At 52.9% G+C, this 17,660-nt stretch carries 16 protein-coding genes; 12 read left to right on the top strand and 4 right to left on the bottom strand.

Features of this window, described 5'->3' with window-relative positions; translation table 11 throughout:
* Positions 1-27: 27 nt before the first annotated feature.
* The 4 genes from ACOTZD_RS07080 to map form a co-directional block, all read right to left on the bottom strand.
* Positions 28-414, bottom strand: a complete 387-nt coding sequence (locus ACOTZD_RS07080; protein ID WP_003856216.1) for a DUF3461 family protein — start codon at positions 412-414, stop codon at positions 28-30.
* 111 nt (positions 415-525) lie between these two features.
* Entirely contained in the window at positions 526-1,350 is an 825-nt protein-coding gene (dapD, locus tag ACOTZD_RS07075; RefSeq protein WP_003856214.1) for a 2,3,4,5-tetrahydropyridine-2,6-dicarboxylate N-succinyltransferase, read from the bottom strand.
* A 32-nt stretch (positions 1,351-1,382) separates the two neighbouring features.
* Entirely contained in the window at positions 1,383-4,058 is a 2,676-nt protein-coding gene (gene glnD, locus ACOTZD_RS07070; RefSeq protein WP_421636262.1) for a bifunctional uridylyltransferase/uridylyl-removing protein GlnD, read from the bottom strand.
* A 62-nt stretch (positions 4,059-4,120) separates the two neighbouring features.
* A complete protein-coding gene (gene map / locus ACOTZD_RS07065; protein WP_003856208.1) occupies positions 4,121-4,915 on the bottom strand; it encodes a type I methionyl aminopeptidase in 795 nt (264 codons plus the stop codon).
* 321 nt (positions 4,916-5,236) lie between these two features.
* Here map and rpsB point away from each other — a divergent pair, with 321 nt between their 5' ends.
* From rpsB to fabZ, 12 genes are all read left to right on the top strand, one after another.
* Positions 5,237-5,962 carry a 30S ribosomal protein S2 gene (gene rpsB, locus ACOTZD_RS07060; RefSeq protein WP_003856207.1) on the top strand — a complete coding sequence of 242 codons (726 nt, stop codon included), beginning with the start codon at positions 5,237-5,239 and terminating at the stop codon, positions 5,960-5,962.
* Between the two features lie 117 nt (positions 5,963-6,079).
* Positions 6,080-6,931, top strand: a complete 852-nt coding sequence (gene tsf, locus ACOTZD_RS07055; RefSeq protein WP_003856196.1) for a translation elongation factor Ts — start codon at positions 6,080-6,082, stop codon at positions 6,929-6,931.
* A 149-nt stretch (positions 6,932-7,080) separates the two neighbouring features.
* Positions 7,081-7,806, top strand: a complete 726-nt coding sequence (gene pyrH, locus ACOTZD_RS07050) for a UMP kinase (protein WP_003856194.1) — start codon at positions 7,081-7,083, stop codon at positions 7,804-7,806.
* A 167-nt stretch (positions 7,807-7,973) separates the two neighbouring features.
* Positions 7,974-8,531: a ribosome recycling factor gene (gene frr, locus ACOTZD_RS07045; protein WP_003856180.1), complete on the top strand. Its 558-nt coding sequence runs from the start codon at positions 7,974-7,976 to the stop codon at positions 8,529-8,531.
* A gap of 92 nt (positions 8,532-8,623) precedes the next feature.
* Positions 8,624-9,823 carry a 1-deoxy-D-xylulose-5-phosphate reductoisomerase gene (gene ispC, locus ACOTZD_RS07040; protein ID WP_022650418.1) on the top strand — a complete coding sequence of 400 codons (1,200 nt, stop codon included), beginning with the start codon at positions 8,624-8,626 and terminating at the stop codon, positions 9,821-9,823.
* A gap of 185 nt (positions 9,824-10,008) precedes the next feature.
* Entirely contained in the window at positions 10,009-10,767 is a 759-nt protein-coding gene (gene ispU / locus ACOTZD_RS07035) for a (2E,6E)-farnesyl-diphosphate-specific ditrans,polycis-undecaprenyl-diphosphate synthase (protein WP_003856176.1), read from the top strand.
* Between the two features lie 12 nt (positions 10,768-10,779).
* On the top strand, positions 10,780-11,637 hold the full coding sequence (cdsA, locus tag ACOTZD_RS07030) for a phosphatidate cytidylyltransferase (RefSeq protein ID WP_003856175.1): 858 nt from the start codon (positions 10,780-10,782) through the stop codon (positions 11,635-11,637).
* Positions 11,638-11,648: 11 nt separating this feature from the next.
* On the top strand, positions 11,649-13,001 hold the full coding sequence (gene rseP, locus ACOTZD_RS07025) for a sigma E protease regulator RseP (protein WP_058656374.1): 1,353 nt from the start codon (positions 11,649-11,651) through the stop codon (positions 12,999-13,001).
* 31 nt (positions 13,002-13,032) lie between these two features.
* On the top strand, positions 13,033-15,450 hold the full coding sequence (bamA, locus tag ACOTZD_RS07020; protein WP_003856172.1) for an outer membrane protein assembly factor BamA: 2,418 nt from the start codon (positions 13,033-13,035) through the stop codon (positions 15,448-15,450).
* Positions 15,451-15,573: 123 nt separating this feature from the next.
* The gene (skp, locus tag ACOTZD_RS07015; RefSeq protein WP_003856169.1) at positions 15,574-16,068 is read left to right on the top strand and encodes a molecular chaperone Skp; all 495 of its coding nucleotides are present in this window, start codon (positions 15,574-15,576) and stop codon (positions 16,066-16,068) included.
* A 3-nt stretch (positions 16,069-16,071) separates the two neighbouring features.
* On the top strand, positions 16,072-17,097 hold the full coding sequence (gene lpxD, locus ACOTZD_RS07010; protein ID WP_032608546.1) for a UDP-3-O-(3-hydroxymyristoyl)glucosamine N-acyltransferase: 1,026 nt from the start codon (positions 16,072-16,074) through the stop codon (positions 17,095-17,097).
* A 104-nt stretch (positions 17,098-17,201) separates the two neighbouring features.
* Positions 17,202-17,657, top strand: coding sequence for a 3-hydroxyacyl-ACP dehydratase FabZ (fabZ, locus tag ACOTZD_RS07005; protein WP_003856165.1), 456 nt, complete (start codon positions 17,202-17,204; stop codon positions 17,655-17,657).
* The last annotated feature ends 3 nt before the right edge of the window (positions 17,658-17,660 follow it).

Here is a 17,660-nt window from a genome sequence, read left to right as displayed (position 1 = left end):
CGGCAATCAAGGATTGCCGTTTTGCTTTTATTTCCGCGTCAATTTCTCAAGATCCGCTTCAATCTCGCTGATCTTATTGGTGACTACGCTTTCCAGGTGACGCAGGTCGTCAAGGATCTTACGTTTCAGATCGACTTCGCTGCGATCGCGCTGGCAGATTTGATCGAGTTCGTCGATCACGTAGCGCAGGTTAGGGCTGATTTCCTGTACTTCTTTATATCCCTGACCGATACCGTCAGCGACAACGGTCTTACGCTGGCGAGGGTATTTAAACTTCACGCTTTTGGCGAAGAACTCTCCTTTGTCCTTGTGAAAATAGATTTTCAAAATATCGTTATTGGCTTCCTGGCGAAGACTATAACGATCAATTTCATCAGGATTGGTAATGCCCAGACTTTTCAGATTATCGTACATAGCGGTACCCTTGATCTCAACATAACCTATGAATAATTAACGAAAAAATCTATTTTCGCCACCTTCGGATATAAAAAAAGCGGGGTTGCCCCCGCTTTTTGTTATACCCGATTAATCGATGGTGCGCAGCAGTTCATTGATGCCTACTTTACCGCGCGTTTTCGCGTCCACTTTTTTCACGATGACCGCGCAATACAGGCTGTATTTGCCATCTTTAGACGGCAGGTTGCCGGAAACCACAACGGAACCGGCTGGAACGCGGCCGTAGTGAATTTCACCGGTTTCGCGATCGTAAATACGGGTGCTCTGGCCAATGTACACGCCCATGGAGATCACAGAACCTTCTTCGACGATCACGCCTTCAACCACTTCGGAACGTGCGCCGATGAAGCAGTTGTCTTCGATGATGGTTGGGTTAGCCTGAAGTGGCTCAAGAACGCCACCGATGCCCACGCCGCCGGACAGGTGAACGTTTTTACCGATCTGCGCGCAGGAGCCGACGGTAGCCCAGGTGTCCACCATGGTGCCTTCGTCAACGTAGGCGCCGATGTTCACGTAGGATGGCATCAGCACGGTGTTGCGTGCGATGAATGCCCCCTGACGAACGGCTGCCGGTGGTACTACGCGGAAGCCCTCTTTCTGAAAGCGCGCTTCGTCGTAATCCGCAAATTTCATTGGCACTTTATCGAAGTAGCGGCTTTCTGCTCCGTCGATAACCTGGTTATCGTTGATGCGGAAAGAGAGCAGCACAGCTTTCTTCAGCCATTGATGAGTAACCCACTGACCGTCGATTTTTTCTGCCACGCGCAGCGCGCCGGAATCCAGCAGGGAAATAACCTGGTTTACCGCTTCACGGGTCACGGTATCCACATTTGCCGGAGTGATGTCGGCGCGACGCTCAAAAGCGGACTCAATAACGTTCTGTAACTGCTGCATTGTTTACTCTTTCCATTTCACTAAAAAACACGTCACCCTTTATCGTTTGGATTGAGGGCTGCTGTCAACCGTTGTTGCACTTCAAGTTGCAGGTCATTATTAAGGGCACGCCGGTCGGCCGTCGCGATTATAAATAAATCTTCTACTCGTTCGCCAATCGTTGTAATTCGGGCGCCGTGAAGCGAAATTCCCAGATCGGCAAAAACCTGGCCGACGCGGGCGAGTAGCCCTGGCTGGTCGAGCGCAATCAACTCAAGGAACGATTTACGGTCGGTATGGGTCGGCAGGAAATTGACCTCGGTATCGACGGTAAAGTGGCGCAGTTTTGCCGCCTGACGGCGCGGCTGCGGAGGTTGCCAGCTGCGCTGCGTAATCGCCTGCTCAAGGCCAAAGCGTATCCCCTCATGCCTGTCCGACGATAGCGGGCTGCCGTCCGGCTCCAGCACAATAAAGGTGTCCATCGCCATGCCGTCGCGGGTGGTAAAAATCTGCGCGTCGTGAACGCTCAGGTTACGCCTGTCCAGCTCGGCACAGACCGCTGCAAACAAATAAGGCCGGTCCGGGCTCCAGATAAAGATCTCCGTCCCGCCGCGTGTGGCCTGCGGGCTAAGCAGAATCATCGGTTTCGTCAGGTCGTGCTTCAGCAGATGCCGGGCGTGCCAGGCAAGCTGGTTTGGGCTGTGGCGTACAAAGTAGTTGGCGCGACAGCGCGCCCAAATCTGATGCAGCGCCTCTTCGTTGATGTTATCCATGCGCAGCAGGGCCAGCGCCTGCAACTGGTGATGGCGCACACGCTCGCGCATGTCCGGGGTATTCTGCATCCCGCGACGCAGCTGTTTTTCGGTGGCGAAGTACAGCTCGCGCAGCAGGCTCTGCTTCCAGCTGTTCCACAGGGTTTCGTTGGTGGCGCAGATATCGGCTACCGTCAGGCAGACCAGGTAGCGCAGGCGGTTCTCCGTTTGCACTTCCTCGGCGAACTGCTTGATCACTTCCGGATCCTGAATATCACGACGCTGAGCGGTAACCGACATCAGCAGATGATGGCGAACCAGCCAGGCGATAAGCTGCGTTTCACGCGAGTTCAGGCCGTGCAGCTCGGCAAATTTCAGCACGTCCTGGGCACCGAGTACGGAGTGGTCGCCGCCGCGACCTTTGGCGATATCATGGAACAGAGCAGCGATCAGGATCAGCTCCGGGTGTGTCAGACGTGGCCACAGATCAACGCACAGCGGATGGCGGGATCGCGTCTCTTCTTTAGCGAAACTTTCCAGCTTCAGCATGACGCGGATCGTGTGCTCATCCACCGTATAGGCGTGAAACAGGTCGAACTGCATCTGCCCGACAATATGCGACCACTGAGGCATATAGGCCCACAGCACGCTGTGACGGTGCATTGGCAGCAGTCCGCGGCTGACGGCGCCCGGATGACGAAGCATGCTCAGGAACAACGAGCGCGCCTCCGGGATGTAACACAGCGGCTGCTTCAGATGACGCCGTGCATGGCGCAGATGACGCAGGGTAGTGGAGTAGATCCCGGTGATCGTGCTGTTGCGCACCATGGTATAGAACATTCGCAGGATCGCTTCCGGTTCGCGAATGAACAGCGTTTCGTCGCGCAGATCGATCAGCGTGCCGCGCAGCTGAAATTCGTCATCAATCGGACGCGGTTTTTCGTCTGCCGTCAGCGCGAGGATCGCCTCATCGAACAGCTGTAACAGCATCTGGTTCAGCTCAGAGACGCGGCGGGTGACGCGGAAGAAATCCTTCATCATTTGCTCGACCGGCTCGTTGCCCTCGCCCTGGTAATTCAGGCGCTGCGCCACGCTGAGCTGTCGGTCAAACAGCAGGCGGTTATCGTAGCGGGTGACTTCCAGGTGCAGGGCAAAACGGATGCGCCACAGCAGATGCAGACACTCATTGAGTTCGTTACGTTCGGCTTCGGTCAGAAAACCAAACCCGACCATTTCGTCCAGCGATGTTGCCCCAAAATGGCGACGGGCGACCCATTGCAGCGTGTGGATATCGCGCAGGCCACCGGGGCTGCTTTTAATATCCGGTTCGAGATTATAGCTGGTACCGTGATAGCGCTGGTGGCGCTGGTTTTGTTCTTCGACTTTCGCAGCGAAGAATTTTTCCGAAGGCCAGAAGCCGTCGCTAAAGATGTGCTTTTGCAGTTCGAGGAACAGCGCCACGTCGCCAATCAGGAGGCGGGTTTCAATCAGGTTGGTGGCGACGGTCAGGTCAGATAACCCTTCCAGCAGACACTCTTCCAGCGTGCGTACGCTGTGGCCCACTTCCAGCTTTACGTCCCAGAGCAGGGTCAACAGTTCACCGATTTTCTGCGCCCGATCGTCCGGCAGTTTTTTACGGCTTAAGATCAGCAGGTCGATATCAGAGAGCGGATGCAGTTCACCCCGGCCATAGCCGCCAACAGCAACCAGCGCGACGTCGCTCACCTGTCCGAAACCGTAGTCGATCCAGAGACGTTGCAGAAGCTGGTCGATAAATTCGGTGCGCGCTTCAATGAGCTGCTCGGCCGAAACGCCTGCGTCAAATGCGCTTCCCAGCCAGCGATGGAAAACCTTCATGTGGGCTTTGATATGCGCGCAGGTCAGTTCATGCGGTGGCCAGACGCCCGGGTTATCAGGCTGGTCGGGGAGGGTGGGAAGTGCTGTGTTAGCATACTGTTCGGGTAAGAGATTACTCATCGTGCGCCACCCATAAGAAAAAGCTATCGCCATTAAAAAAGCCGGCATTCGCCGGCTTCTTATCACTCAATGTTCGTCAGTATCGCCGGGATGGTGTCATCCTTGCGCAACGTCATAATTTCGCAGCCGTTGTCTGTAACCACAATAGTATGCTCGTACTGGGCAGACAAGCTTCTGTCTTTGGTTTTTACCGTCCAGCCATCTTTCATGGTACGGATGCGGTAATCACCCGCGTTGACCATTGGCTCGATCGTGAAGGTCATGCCCTTTTGCAGCACTACGCCGCCGTCGTCTGCATCGTAGTGCAGAACCTGCGGTTCTTCATGGAACACACGACCAATACCGTGACCGCAATATTCGCGCACCACGGAGAAACCTTCCGCTTCCACAAATTTCTGGATTGCGGCGCCGATGGTGCGCAGGCGGATGCCCGGCTTCACCATTTTCAGCGCCAGGTAGAGGCTCTCTTGCGTTACTTTGCACAGACGCTCGCCCAGAATCGTTGGCTTGCCAACGATGAACATCTTAGAGGTGTCGCCGTGGTAGTCGTCTTTGATGACGGTCACGTCGATGTTGACGATGTCGCCATCTTTCAGCAGCTTCTCGTCATCCGGAATGCCGTGGCAAACCACTTCATTAATAGAGATGCAGACGGATTTCGGGAAACCGTGATAGCCAAGGCAGGCGGAGACCGCGTGCTGCTCGTTGACGATATAGTCGTTACAGATGCGATCCAGTTCGCCAGTGCTGACGCCCGGTTTCACAAACGGCTCAATCATTTCCAGCACGTCCGCGGCCAGACGACCGGCAACGCGCATCTTTTCAATTTCTTCAGGTGTCTTAATAGAGATAGCCATGTAATCTGTCCATCGGTGTCGATTTTTTCGACAATACTAGTGTAAGTGTTGTCAATGGTATCAGTCAGGCGCACCCCGTGCCAAATTGAGAATCATTAACAGCACACTCCGCCAACAATTATTGGTTTCTGGCCGTGTTTTGTGATATAAAGCGCGCCGGACTTCCGATCCATCTCAGATACACAGGCTGGACGGGAGCGACAAATCTCACTTTGTGTAACAACACACACGTATCGGCACATATTCCGGGGTGCCCTTCGGGGTCGGTAATATGGGATACGTGGAGGCATAACCCCAACTTTCAATATAGAGGTTTTAAACATGGCAACTGTTTCCATGCGCGACATGCTCAAGGCTGGTGTTCACTTCGGTCACCAGACCCGTTACTGGAACCCGAAAATGAAGCCTTTCATCTTCGGCGCACGTAACAAAGTTCACATCATCAACCTTGAGAAGACTGTACCAATGTTCAACGAAGCCCTGGCTGAGCTGAACAAGATCTCTTCCCGTAAAGGTAAGATTCTGTTCGTTGGTACTAAGCGCGCTGCAAGCGAAGCTGTGAAAGATGCTGCTAACAGCTGCGACCAGTTCTTCGTGAACCATCGCTGGTTGGGCGGCATGCTGACCAACTGGAAAACTGTTCGTCAGTCCATCAAGCGCCTGAAAGATCTGGAAACCCAGTCTCAGGACGGTACTTTCGATAAGCTGACTAAGAAAGAAGCGCTGATGCGCACTCGTGAACTGGACAAGCTGGAAAACAGCCTGGGCGGTATCAAAGATATGGGCGGCCTGCCAGACGCGCTGTTCGTAATCGATGCAGACCACGAGCACATCGCAATCAAAGAAGCTAACAACCTGGGTATCCCGGTATTCGCTATCGTTGATACCAACTCCGATCCGGACGGTGTTGACTTCGTTATCCCGGGTAACGACGACGCAATCCGTGCTGTTAGCCTGTACCTGAGCGCTGTAGCTGCTACCGTTCGTGAAGGCCGTTCCCAGGATCTGGCTTCTCAGGCGGAAGAAAGCTTCGTAGAAGCTGAATAATAAGGTTTTACCCCTTATTAGTACCGTGTATGAATAGGGGCCCATTATCGGCCCCTTTTTTCAATTTATACTGTTTGGCTCCCGGCCGGGCAGTTCACATCTCCCGAGGATTTAAGAATGGCTGAAATTACCGCATCCCTGGTAAAAGAGCTGCGTGAGCGTACTGGCGCAGGCATGATGGATTGCAAAAAAGCGCTGACCGAAGCGAACGGCGACATCGAGCTGGCAATCGAAAACATGCGTAAATCCGGTGCGATCAAAGCAGCTAAGAAAGCAGGCAACGTTGCTGCTGACGGCGTGATCATCACTAAAATCGACGGCAACTACGGCATCATTCTGGAAGTTAACTGCCAGACTGACTTCGTTGCTAAAGATGCTGGTTTCCAGGCATTTGCTAACAAAGTTCTGGACGCAGCGGTTGCAGGCAAAATCACTGACGTTGAAGTTCTGAAAGCACAGTTCGAAGAAGAGCGTGTTGCGCTGGTTGCTAAAATCGGTGAGAACATCAACATCCGTCGCGTTGCTTCCCTGGAAGGTGACGTTCTGGGCTCTTACCAGCACGGCGCGCGTATCGGTGTTCTGGTTGCGGCTAAAGGCGCTGACGAAGAGCTGGTTAAACAGCTGGCAATGCACATCGCTGCAAGCAAACCAGAATTCGTTAAGCCAGAAGACGTGTCTGCTGAAGTGGTAGAGAAAGAGTACCAGGTTCAGCTGGACATCGCGATGCAGTCTGGTAAGCCAAAAGAAATCGCAGAGAAAATGGTTGAAGGCCGCATGAAGAAATTCACCGGCGAAGTTTCTCTGACTGGCCAGCCTTTCGTAATGGATCCAAGCAAGTCTGTTGCTCAGCTGCTGAAAGAGCACAACGCTGATGTAACTGGCTTCATCCGCTTCGAAGTGGGCGAAGGCATCGAGAAAGTTGAGACTGACTTCGCAGCAGAAGTTGCTGCAATGTCCAAGCAGTCTTAATGATTGAAAAGGAGCCGCCTGAGGGCGGCTTCTTTTTGTCACCCGTCTCACGAAATCAGACAGGCTCCAGTATCGCTGTGCTGATTTGCGACATATCATGTCGCCAGAATTAACCCCATCTTAATCGTTGACAGTCTCAGGAAAGAAACATGGCTACCAATGCAAAACCCGTGTACAAACGCATTCTGCTTAAGCTGAGTGGCGAAGCGCTGCAAGGATCGGAAGGCTTCGGTATTGACGCAAGCATCCTTGATCGCATGGCACAGGAAATCAAAGAACTGGTCGAACTGGGTATTCAGGTTGGCGTGGTCATTGGCGGTGGCAACCTTTTCCGTGGTGCTGGTCTGGCGAAAGCGGGGATGAACCGCGTAGTGGGCGACCACATGGGTATGCTGGCAACCGTGATGAATGGCCTGGCGATGCGTGATGCGCTTCATCGCGCCTATGTGAACGCTCGCCTGATGTCCGCTATTCCTTTGAATGGCGTATGCGATAACTACAGCTGGGCAGAGGCCATCAGCCTGCTGCGCAACAACCGCGTGGTGATCCTCTCCGCCGGTACGGGTAACCCGTTCTTTACCACCGATTCCGCAGCCTGCCTGCGCGGTATCGAAATCGAAGCCGATGTGGTGCTGAAAGCGACCAAAGTAGATGGCGTGTTTACTGCCGACCCGGCAAAAGATCCTTCAGCGACCATGTACGATCAGCTGAGCTACAGCGAAGTGCTGGAAAAAGAGCTAAAAGTGATGGATCTTGCCGCCTTTACGCTGGCTCGTGACCACAAACTGCCGATCCGTGTCTTCAATATGAACAAGCCTGGCGCGCTGCGTCGCGTTGTTATGGGCGAAAAAGAAGGCACTTTGATCACGGAATAATTTCCGTCGGCGATAAATACAGGTAAGATTCCGCTTTATTTCGACGTGGTATCTTACCCGGGCGCGCCTTTGGCGTTGTCATGAATTAAACGCGACTATACTTAGCACACCTGTAGCGCTGTGCTGGCGGATAGTCTGCCTGAGACAAGTTTTCAAGGATCCGTAACGTGATTAACGACATCAGAAAAGATGCTGAAGTACGCATGGACAAATGCGTAGAAGCGTTCAAAAACCAAATCAGCAAAATCCGTACTGGCCGAGCTTCCCCAAGCCTGCTGGATGGCATCATCGTAGAATACTACGGTACGCCTACGCCACTGCGTCAGCTGGCGAGCGTGACGGTAGAAGATACCCGTACCCTGAAAATCAACGTGTTCGATCGCTCAATGAGCCCGGCCGTTGAAAAAGCGATCATGGCATCTGACCTGGGTCTGAACCCAAGCTCAGCGGGCGCGGATATTCGCGTTCCACTGCCTCCGCTGACGGAAGAGCGTCGTAAAGACCTGATCAAAGTGGTTCGCGGTGAAGCTGAGCAGGGTCGCGTTTCCGTACGTAACGTGCGTCGCGATGCGAACGATAAAGTGAAAGCCCTGCTGAAAGAAAAAGAGATCAGCGAAGACGACGATCGTCGTTCTCAGGACGACATTCAGAAAATGACCGACGCGGCGATCAAGAAAATTGATGCGGCGCTGGCAGAAAAAGAAGCGGAACTGATGCAGTTCTGATTTTCGCTGTACACTGATAAACGCCGTTCAGAAGGACATTGAGTCTTGCTGGCGGCGTTTTGCTTTTATCTGGTCTAACTTTTGGGCATCTCATGAAGCATCTCACTCTCCTCGGCTCGACCGGCTCTATCGGTTGCAGCACTCTCGACGTTGTACGTCATAATCCTGACAGCTACACCGTAGCCGCGCTTGTGGCCGGAAAAAACGTGCAGCGAATGGTCGAACAGTGCCTGGAGTTTACCCCCCGTTTTGCGGTGATGGATGATGAAGAGAGCGCCCGCCAGGTAAAAGCGCTGTTGCAGGAGAAGGGCTGCCGTACCGAGGTGCTCAGCGGGCAACAGGCGGCGTGCGATATGGCCGCGCTTGATGAAGTCGATCAGGTTATGGCGGCAATCGTCGGGGCGGCGGGTCTTCTGCCGACGCTTGCCGCGATCGATGCGGGAAAAGATGTCCTGCTTGCGAACAAAGAGTCGCTGGTCACCTGCGGACGCCTCTTTATGGACGCGGTAAAACAGCGTGGGGCACGTCTTTTGCCGGTCGATAGCGAGCACAACGCCATTTTTCAGAGTTTACCCCAACCTTTTCAACAAAACCTGGGGTACGCTGACCTGGAGCAGAATGGCGTTGTGTCGATTCTGCTTACCGGGTCTGGTGGCCCGTTCCGTGAAACGCCACTGTCTGAATTGAGCGCAATGACGCCGGATCAGGCATGTCGTCATCCGAACTGGTCAATGGGGCGTAAGATCTCCGTCGATTCGGCCACCATGATGAACAAAGGTCTGGAATACATTGAAGCTCGCTGGCTGTTCAATGCGTCGGCGAAACAGATGGAAGTGCTGATCCACCCGCAGTCGGTGATTCACTCGATGGTGCGCTATCAGGACGGCAGCGTGCTGGCCCAGCTGGGCGAACCGGATATGCGTACGCCAATTGCTCATACAATGGCGTGGCCAAACCGCGTAAAATCGGGCGTTAAGCCTCTCGATTTTTGCAAGCTGAGTTCACTGACGTTTAGCGAGCCTGATTACGACCGTTATCCCTGTCTGAAACTGGCGATGACGGCCTTCGATCAGGGGCAGGCGGCGACAACGGCGCTTAATGCGGCCAATGAAGTGACCGTTGAAGCATTCCTGAATCAGCAGATCCGCTTCACTGATATCGCCGCGTTGAATTTATCCGTGCTGGAGATGATGGATTTGCGTGAGCCGCAGAGCGTGGAAGAGGTGCTGGCCGTGGATGAACAGGCACGCATTGTTGCGCGTAAACAGGTGACACGTCTCGCAAGCTGGTGATAAAGCAAGCACTAGTCGTCGTGCTATTTGTTAGCGTTGGGCTTCAGTGATATAGTCTGCGCCACCTGATCGCAGGTATTTGGCTTTAAGTGGTCAGGTAAGCCGTGGTTTGACACGGCTTTTTTATGTATAGGCTTCAGTATTCCTGTGTACCGTTAAATCCTTTCAGGGACTAAAAACGCGTTATGTTGTCTGCGAATCAACCAATAAGCGAAAACTTGCCAGCACATGGCTGTCGCCATGTTGCAATCATCATGGATGGCAATGGCCGCTGGGCGAAAAGACAAGGGAAGATACGAGCCTTTGGGCATAAAGCTGGGGCGAAATCTGTTCGCCGCGCCGTTTCTTTTGCCGCCAATAACGGCATTGATGCGTTAACGCTCTATGCTTTTAGCAGTGAGAACTGGAATCGACCTGCGCAGGAAGTGACTGCGTTGATGGAACTGTTCGTGTGGGCGCTCGATAGCGAAGTAAAAAGCCTGCACCGCCACAACGTCCGCTTGCGTATTATTGGCGAAACCAGTCGTTTTAACTCACGTTTGCAGGAACGGATTCGCAAAGCAGAAGCGCTGACGGAAAATAATACCGGCCTGACGCTCAATATCGCGGCGAATTACGGCGGACGCTGGGATATTATCCAGGGGGTTCGGCATCTGGCTGAGCAGGTTCAGGAAGGGCTGTTAAGACCCGACCAGATTGATGAAGAGGCGCTGAGTCAGCAAATCTGCATGAATGAACTGGCACCCGTGGATTTGGTTATAAGGACAGGGGGGGAGCATCGCATTAGTAACTTTTTGCTGTGGCAAATTGCCTACGCCGAACTTTACTTTACGGATGTTCTTTGGCCAGATTTTGATGAACAAGACTTTGAAGGTGCGCTGCATGCCTTTGCCAATCGAGAGCGTCGTTTCGGCGGCACCGAGCCTGGTGGCGATAACGCCTGATGGGGGTAGCTTTTGCTGAAGTATCGCCTGATTTCCGCTTTTGTATTAATACCCGTCGTCATCGCAGCGCTGTTTTTACTGCCTCCGGTGGGATTCGCTATTGTTACGCTGGTGGTGTGTATGCTCGCCGCGTGGGAATGGGGGCAGCTTAGCGGCTTTACCTCGCGCACTCAGCGGGTATGGCTGGCGGTACTCTGTGGTTTTTTACTGGCCCTGATGCTGTATACCTTGCCTGAATATCATCACGATGTTCACCAGCCGCTGGTTGCCGGATCCTTATGGATATCGCTGGCCTGGTGGATTGCTGCGCTTGTTTTAGTGCTTTTCTATCCAGGCTCTGCGGCGATCTGGCGTAACTCTAAAGTGTTGCGCCTTATTTTTGGTCTGCTCACGATTGTTCCCTTTTTCTGGGGGATGGTTGCGCTGCGCGCCTGGCACTATGACGAAAACCACTACAGCGGCGCGATATGGCTGCTTTATGTGATGATTCTCGTCTGGGGGGCTGACTCCGGGGCCTATATGTTTGGTAAACTGTTCGGCAAACATAAACTGGCGCCAAAGGTTTCTCCGGGCAAAACCTGGCAAGGCTTCATTGGCGGCCTGTTTACGGCAGCAATTATCTCCTGGGGCTATGGGGTCTGGGCGAATCTTGAGGTTGCCCCCTCCACGCTGCTGGTATGTTCGATTTTCGCGGCGCTGGCATCGGTGCTGGGTGATTTAACCGAGAGTATGTTTAAGCGTGAAGCAGGGATTAAGGACAGTGGTCACCTGATTCCAGGACATGGCGGAATACTGGATCGCATTGACAGCCTTACCGCGGCTGTTCCTGTATTTGCTTGCCTGCTTTTACTGGTGTTTGGGACGATATAACGGAAGGTTTTATGCTGAGCATTCTCTGGAATCTGGCGGCGTTCATTGTTGCACTGGGTGTACTGATTACCGTGCATGAATTTGGCCATTTCTGGGTTGCCCGGCGCTGTGGTGTGCGGGTGGAGCGATTCTCGATTGGCTTTGGCAAATCGCTCTGGAAGCGTACCGATAAGCATGGCACCGAGTTTGTCATTGCTCTGATTCCCCTGGGCGGCTATGTCAAAATGCTCGACGAACGCGTTGAGCCTGTCGCCCCGGAACTTCGCCATCGCGCGTTTAACAATAAAACTGTTGGACAACGTGCTTCCATCATCGCTGCCGGCCCGGTAGCCAATTTCATCTTCGCTATCTTCGCCTACTGGCTGGTGTTTATCATCGGCGTGCCTGGCGTGCGCCCGGTCGTGGGCGAAATCACCACGGGTTCTATTGCGGCAACGGCGCAAATTACACCGGGAATGGAACTTAAAGCGATTGATGGTATCGAAACCCCTGATTGGGATGCCGTGAGGTTACAACTGGTTGCCAAAATCGGTGATGAGCAGACAACCGTCAGCGTATCGCCATTTGGTTCCGACCAGCGGCAGGAAAAAGTGCTGGATTTACGCCACTGGCGCTTTGAGCCAGACAAAGAGGACCCTGTCGCCGCACTCGGGATTCGACCGCGCGGCGCGCAGATCGAGCCGGTATTAGCCGAAGTACAGGCCAAATCGGCAGCGAGTAAAGCAGGTTTACAAGCGGGTGACAGGATCGTTAAAGTCGATGGTCAGCCATTAACACAATGGATGACCTTTGTTACTCTGGTGCGCGATAATCCAGGCAAGCCGCTCGCGCTGGAAGTGGAAAGGCAGGGGAGTTCGCTCTCACTGACTCTCACCCCGGATACCAAATCGGGCGGCGGTAAGGCGGAAGGGTTTGCCGGCGTTGTGCCGAAAGTGATCCCACTGCCAGATGAGTACAAGACAATACGCCAGTATGGGCCGTTTAGCGCCATCGTTGAGGCCACGGATAAAACATGGCAGCTGATGAAGCTTACGGTCAACATGTTGGGGAAATTGATAACCGGTGATGTGAAACTGAACAACCTCAGTGGGCCAATTTCGATTGCTCAGGGGGCTGGGATGTCAGCGGAGTTCGGGGTGATTTACTATCTCATGTTCCTTGCGCTGATTAGCGTGAACCTGGGGATAATCAACCTGTTCCCGCTTCCCGTACTAGATGGGGGCCATTTGCTGTTTTTAGCGATTGAAAAGCTAAAAGGCGGACCGGTATCCGAGCGAGTTCAAGACTTTAGTTATCGCATTGGCTCGATTTTGCTGGTGCTGTTAATGGGGCTTGCACTTTTCAATGATTTCTCTCGGTTGTAAGAGAGTTAGTTAGGAAGAACGCATAATAACGATGGCGATGAAAAAGTTGCTCATAGCGTCGCTGCTGTTTAGCAGCGCGACCGTATACGGTGCTGACGGGTTCGTAGTGAAAGATATTCATTTCGAAGGCCTTCAGCGTGTCGCCGTTGGTGCGGCCCTCCTCAGTATGCCTGTGCGCCCCGGCGATACGGTTAATGATGAAGATATCAGTAACACCATCCGTGCTCTGTTTGCCACTGGCAACTTTGAGGACGTCCGTGTCCTGCGCGATGGTGATACGCTGGTGGTTCAGGTAAAAGAACGTCCAACGATTGCCAGCATCACTTTCTCCGGCAACAAGTCGGTGAAAGATGACATGCTCAAGCAGAACCTTGAGGCATCGGGTGTTCGTGTGGGGGAATCTCTGGACCGCACAACCCTTGCAGACATTGAAAAAGGTCTGGAAGATTTCTATTACAGCGTCGGTAAATACAGCGCGAGCGTTAAAGCGGTTGTTACACCGCTGCCACGTAACCGTGTCGACCTGAAACTGGTCTTCCAGGAAGGTGTTTCTGCGAAGATCCAGCAGATCAACATCGTGGGTAACCACGCGTTCAGCACCGACGAACTGATCTCCAACTTCCAGCTGCGTGACGAAGTGCCGTGGTGGAACGTGGTGGGCGATCGTAAATACCAGAAACAGAAACTGGCGGGTGACCTTGAAACCCTGCGCAGCTACTATCTGGATCGCGGTTACGCCCGTTTCAACATCGATTCAACTCAGGTGAGTCTGACTCCGGACAAGAAAGGTATCTACATTACCGTTAACATCACTGAAGGCGATAAGTACACGCTTTCAGGTGTTGAAGTCAGCGGCAACCTGGCAGGACATTCAGCTGAAATTGAATCTCTGACCAAAATTCAGCCGGGCGATCTGTACAGCGGATCTAAAGTCACCAAAATGGAAGACAGCATTAAGAAGCTGCTCGGCCGTTATGGTTATGCGTATCCGCGTGTGCAAACGCAGCCGGAAATTAACGACACGGATAAAACCGTTAAGCTGCACGTTAACGTTGATGCGGGCAACCGTTTCTATGTGCGTAAGATCCGCTTCGAAGGTAACGATACCTCTAAAGACTCCGTTCTGCGCCGTGAAATGCGCCAGATGGAAGGGGCATGGCTGGGAAGCGATCTGGTAGACCAGGGTAAAGAGCGTCTGAACCGTCTGGGCTATTTCGAAACGGTCGATACCGATACTCAGCGTGTACCAGGTCGTCCGGATCAGGTTGATGTTGTTTATAAAGTTAAAGAACGTAATACCGGTAGCTTCAACTTTGGTATTGGTTACGGTACTGAAAGTGGCGTGAGCTTCCAGGTCGGTGTTCAGCAGGATAACTGGCTGGGTACGGGCTACTCTGTCGGTATCAACGGGACGAAAAACGACTACCAGACCTACTCTGAGTTCTCTGTTACCAACCCATACTTCACCGTTGACGGTGTAAGCCTGGGCGGTCGTATCTTCTATAACGACTTTAAAGCGGATGACGCGGACCTCTCCTCGTATACCAACAAGAGTTACGGTCTGGATGGTACGCTCGGCTTCCCGGTTAACGAATACAACACCCTGCGCGCAGGTTTAGGGTACGTGCATAACGACCTGTCCAACATGCAACCGCAGGTGGCGATGTGGCGTTACCTGGACTCCATCGGTCAGTCGGCGAGTACGTCCAGCGATGACAACGGTTTCGCCGCGGATGACTTCACCTTCAACTACGGTTGGACCTACAACCGTCTTGACCGTGGCTACTTCCCGACGGAAGGTTCACGTGTCAACCTGAACGGTAAAGTGACTATCCCGGGCTCGGATAACGAGTTCTACAAGGTCACGCTGGATACGGCGTCCTACTTCCCAATTGATGAAGATCACAAGTGGGTTGTTCTGGGTCGTACCCGTTGGGGTTATGGTGACGGTATTGGAAGCAAAGAACTGCCGTTCTATGAAAACTTCTACGCCGGTGGTTCAAGCACCGTGCGTGGCTTCCAGTCCAATAACATTGGTCCGAAAGCGGTTTATTACGGCGGTAATGACGAAGATAACTGCGCAAGCCGTGATCCTAAGCAAGTATGTAGCTCTGATGACGCAGTAGGTGGTAACGCTATGGCCGTGGCGAGCCTCGAGTTCATCACGCCTACGCCGTTTATCAGCGACAAGTACGCAAACTCTGTCCGCACCTCCTTCTTTATGGATGCAGGTACAGTGTGGGACACCAACTGGGAGAACACCGCCCAGATGCGTGCGGCGGGGGTCCCGGACTACAGCGATCCGAGCAACATTCGCATGTCCGCAGGTATCGCATTACAATGGATGTCACCGCTGGGGCCGTTGGTCTTCTCTTACGCCCAGCCGTTTAAGAAATACGATGGAGACAAAGCGGAGCAGTTCCAGTTTAACATTGGTAAAACCTGGTAATAATCCGCTGCAATGGAATGCGTTGGCAGTGTAGCGCTGACAACCGGCGATCGGTAAAACGATCGCCTTGCCACGCAAAGAACGGTACCCCTCGGGTGCCAATGGGATGGTAAGGAGTTAATTGTGAAAAAGTGGTTATTAGCTGCAGGTCTCGGTTTAGCGATGGCAACTTCTGCTCAGGCAGCGGATAAAATTGCAATCGTCAACATGGGTAATTTGTTCCAGCAGGTTGCACAGAAAACCGGTGTTTCTGCAACGCTGGAAAACGAATTCAAAGGCCGTGCGAGCGAACTGCAACGTATGGAAGGTGATCTTCAGTCCAAGATGCAGCGTCTTCAGCGTGATGGTTCTACCATGAAAGCGAGCGAGCGCAGCAAACTGGAAAAAGATGTCATGTCTCAGCGCCAGACCTTCTCTCAGAAAGCACAGGCTTTCGAGCAGGATCGTCAGCGTCGTTCTAACGAAGAGCGTGGCAAACTGGTGACGCGTATTCAGTCTGCCGTTAAAGCAGTCGCAGCCGATCAGAGCATCGATCTGGTTGTTGATTCGAACGCCGTTGCATTCAACAGCAGCGATGTTAAAGACATCACCGCTGATGTTCTGAAACAGGTTAAATAAGTAATGCCTTCAATTCGACTGGCTGATTTAGCTCAGCAGTTGGATGCAGAATTACACGGTGATGGCGATATCGTCATCACCGCTGTTGCGTCCATGCAATCTGCTAAAGCAGGCACTATTACCTTCATGGTAAGCCCTAAGTACCGTGAACACCTGGCCCAGTGCCAGGCGTCTGCCGTTGTTCTGACGCAGGACGATCTTCCGTTTGCCACTAGCGCTGCACTGGTAGTGAAAAATCCCTACCTGACCTATGCGCGCATGGCCCAAATTCTTGATACCACGCCGCAGCCGGCACAGAACATTGCAGCCAGTGCTGCGATTGATCCGACGGCTCAGCTGGGTAACAACGTATCAGTCGGCGCAAACGCCGTTATCGAATCCGGCGTCGTGCTGGGTGATAACGTGGTGATTGGCCCAGGCTGCTTTGTTGGAAAAAATACGAAAATTGGCGCAGGGACTCGTCTGTGGGCCAATGTCTCTGTCTACCATGAGGTTGAGGTTGGCGAGAATTGTCTCGTACAGTCCAGCACGGTGATTGGTTCTGACGGATTTGGTTACGCTAACGATCGGGGTAACTGGGTTAAGATCCCTCAGCTGGGTCGCGTGATTATCGGCGATCGTGTGGAGATCGGCGCTTGCACCACCATCGACCGCGGTGCGCTTGACGACACCATTATTGGTAACGGTGTTATCATAGACAACCAGTGCCAGATTGCACATAACGTTGTGATTGGCGACAATACCGCAGTGGCGGGTGGTGTTATCATGGCAGGCAGCCTGAAAATTGGCCGTTACTGCATGATTGGCGGTGCCAGCGTGATCAATGGCCATATGGAAATATGCGACAAAGTCACGGTGACGGGGATGGGCATGGTGATGCGTCCAATCACTGAGCCTGGCGTTTATTCCTCCGGTATTCCGCTGCAACCGAACAAGGTCTGGCGTAAAACAGCTGCACTGGTGATGAATATTGATGATATGAGCAAGCGACTCAAAGCGATTGAGCGCAAAATCGATCAACAAGACTAAGCGTTCATCCGTTTAACGCTAAATTTCCCGGCCTGTCGGCTTTGTTTATAAACCGGCAGGCCGTGTTATTATTGCTACTTAGTACATTTGACAGGAAGAGTATTTTGACTACTGACACTCATACTCTGCATATTGAAGAGATTTTAGAACTTCTGCCGCACCGCTATCCGTTTTTACTGGTAGACCGTGTGCTGGATTTTGAAGAAGGTCGTTTTCTGCGCGCAGTGAAAAATGTCTCCGTTAACGAGCCGTTCTTCCAGGGGCACTTCCCTGGTAAGCCTATCTTCCCGGGGGTATTGATCCTGGAAGCGATGGCACAGGCTACCGGTATTCTGGCGTTTAAAAGCGTAGGTAAACTGGAACCGGGTGAACTCTATTACTTCGCGGGTATCGATGAAGCGCGCTTCAAGCGTCCGGTCGTGCCTGGTGATCAAATGATCATGGAAGTCACTTTTGAAAAAACGCGTCGCGGCCTGACTCGCTTCAAAGGCGTAGCTATGGTTGACGGCAAAGTTGTTTGCGAAGCGACAATGATGTGTGCGCGTAGCCGGGAGGCCTGATAC

The sequence above is a fragment of the Enterobacter cloacae complex sp. SHL022 genome (assembly GCF_049237785.1).
Taxonomy (GTDB): domain Bacteria; phylum Pseudomonadota; class Gammaproteobacteria; order Enterobacterales; family Enterobacteriaceae; genus Enterobacter; species Enterobacter hormaechei_C.
Note: the sequence above shows the minus strand (reverse complement) of the source record. Positions and strands in the feature narration are given on the sequence as shown.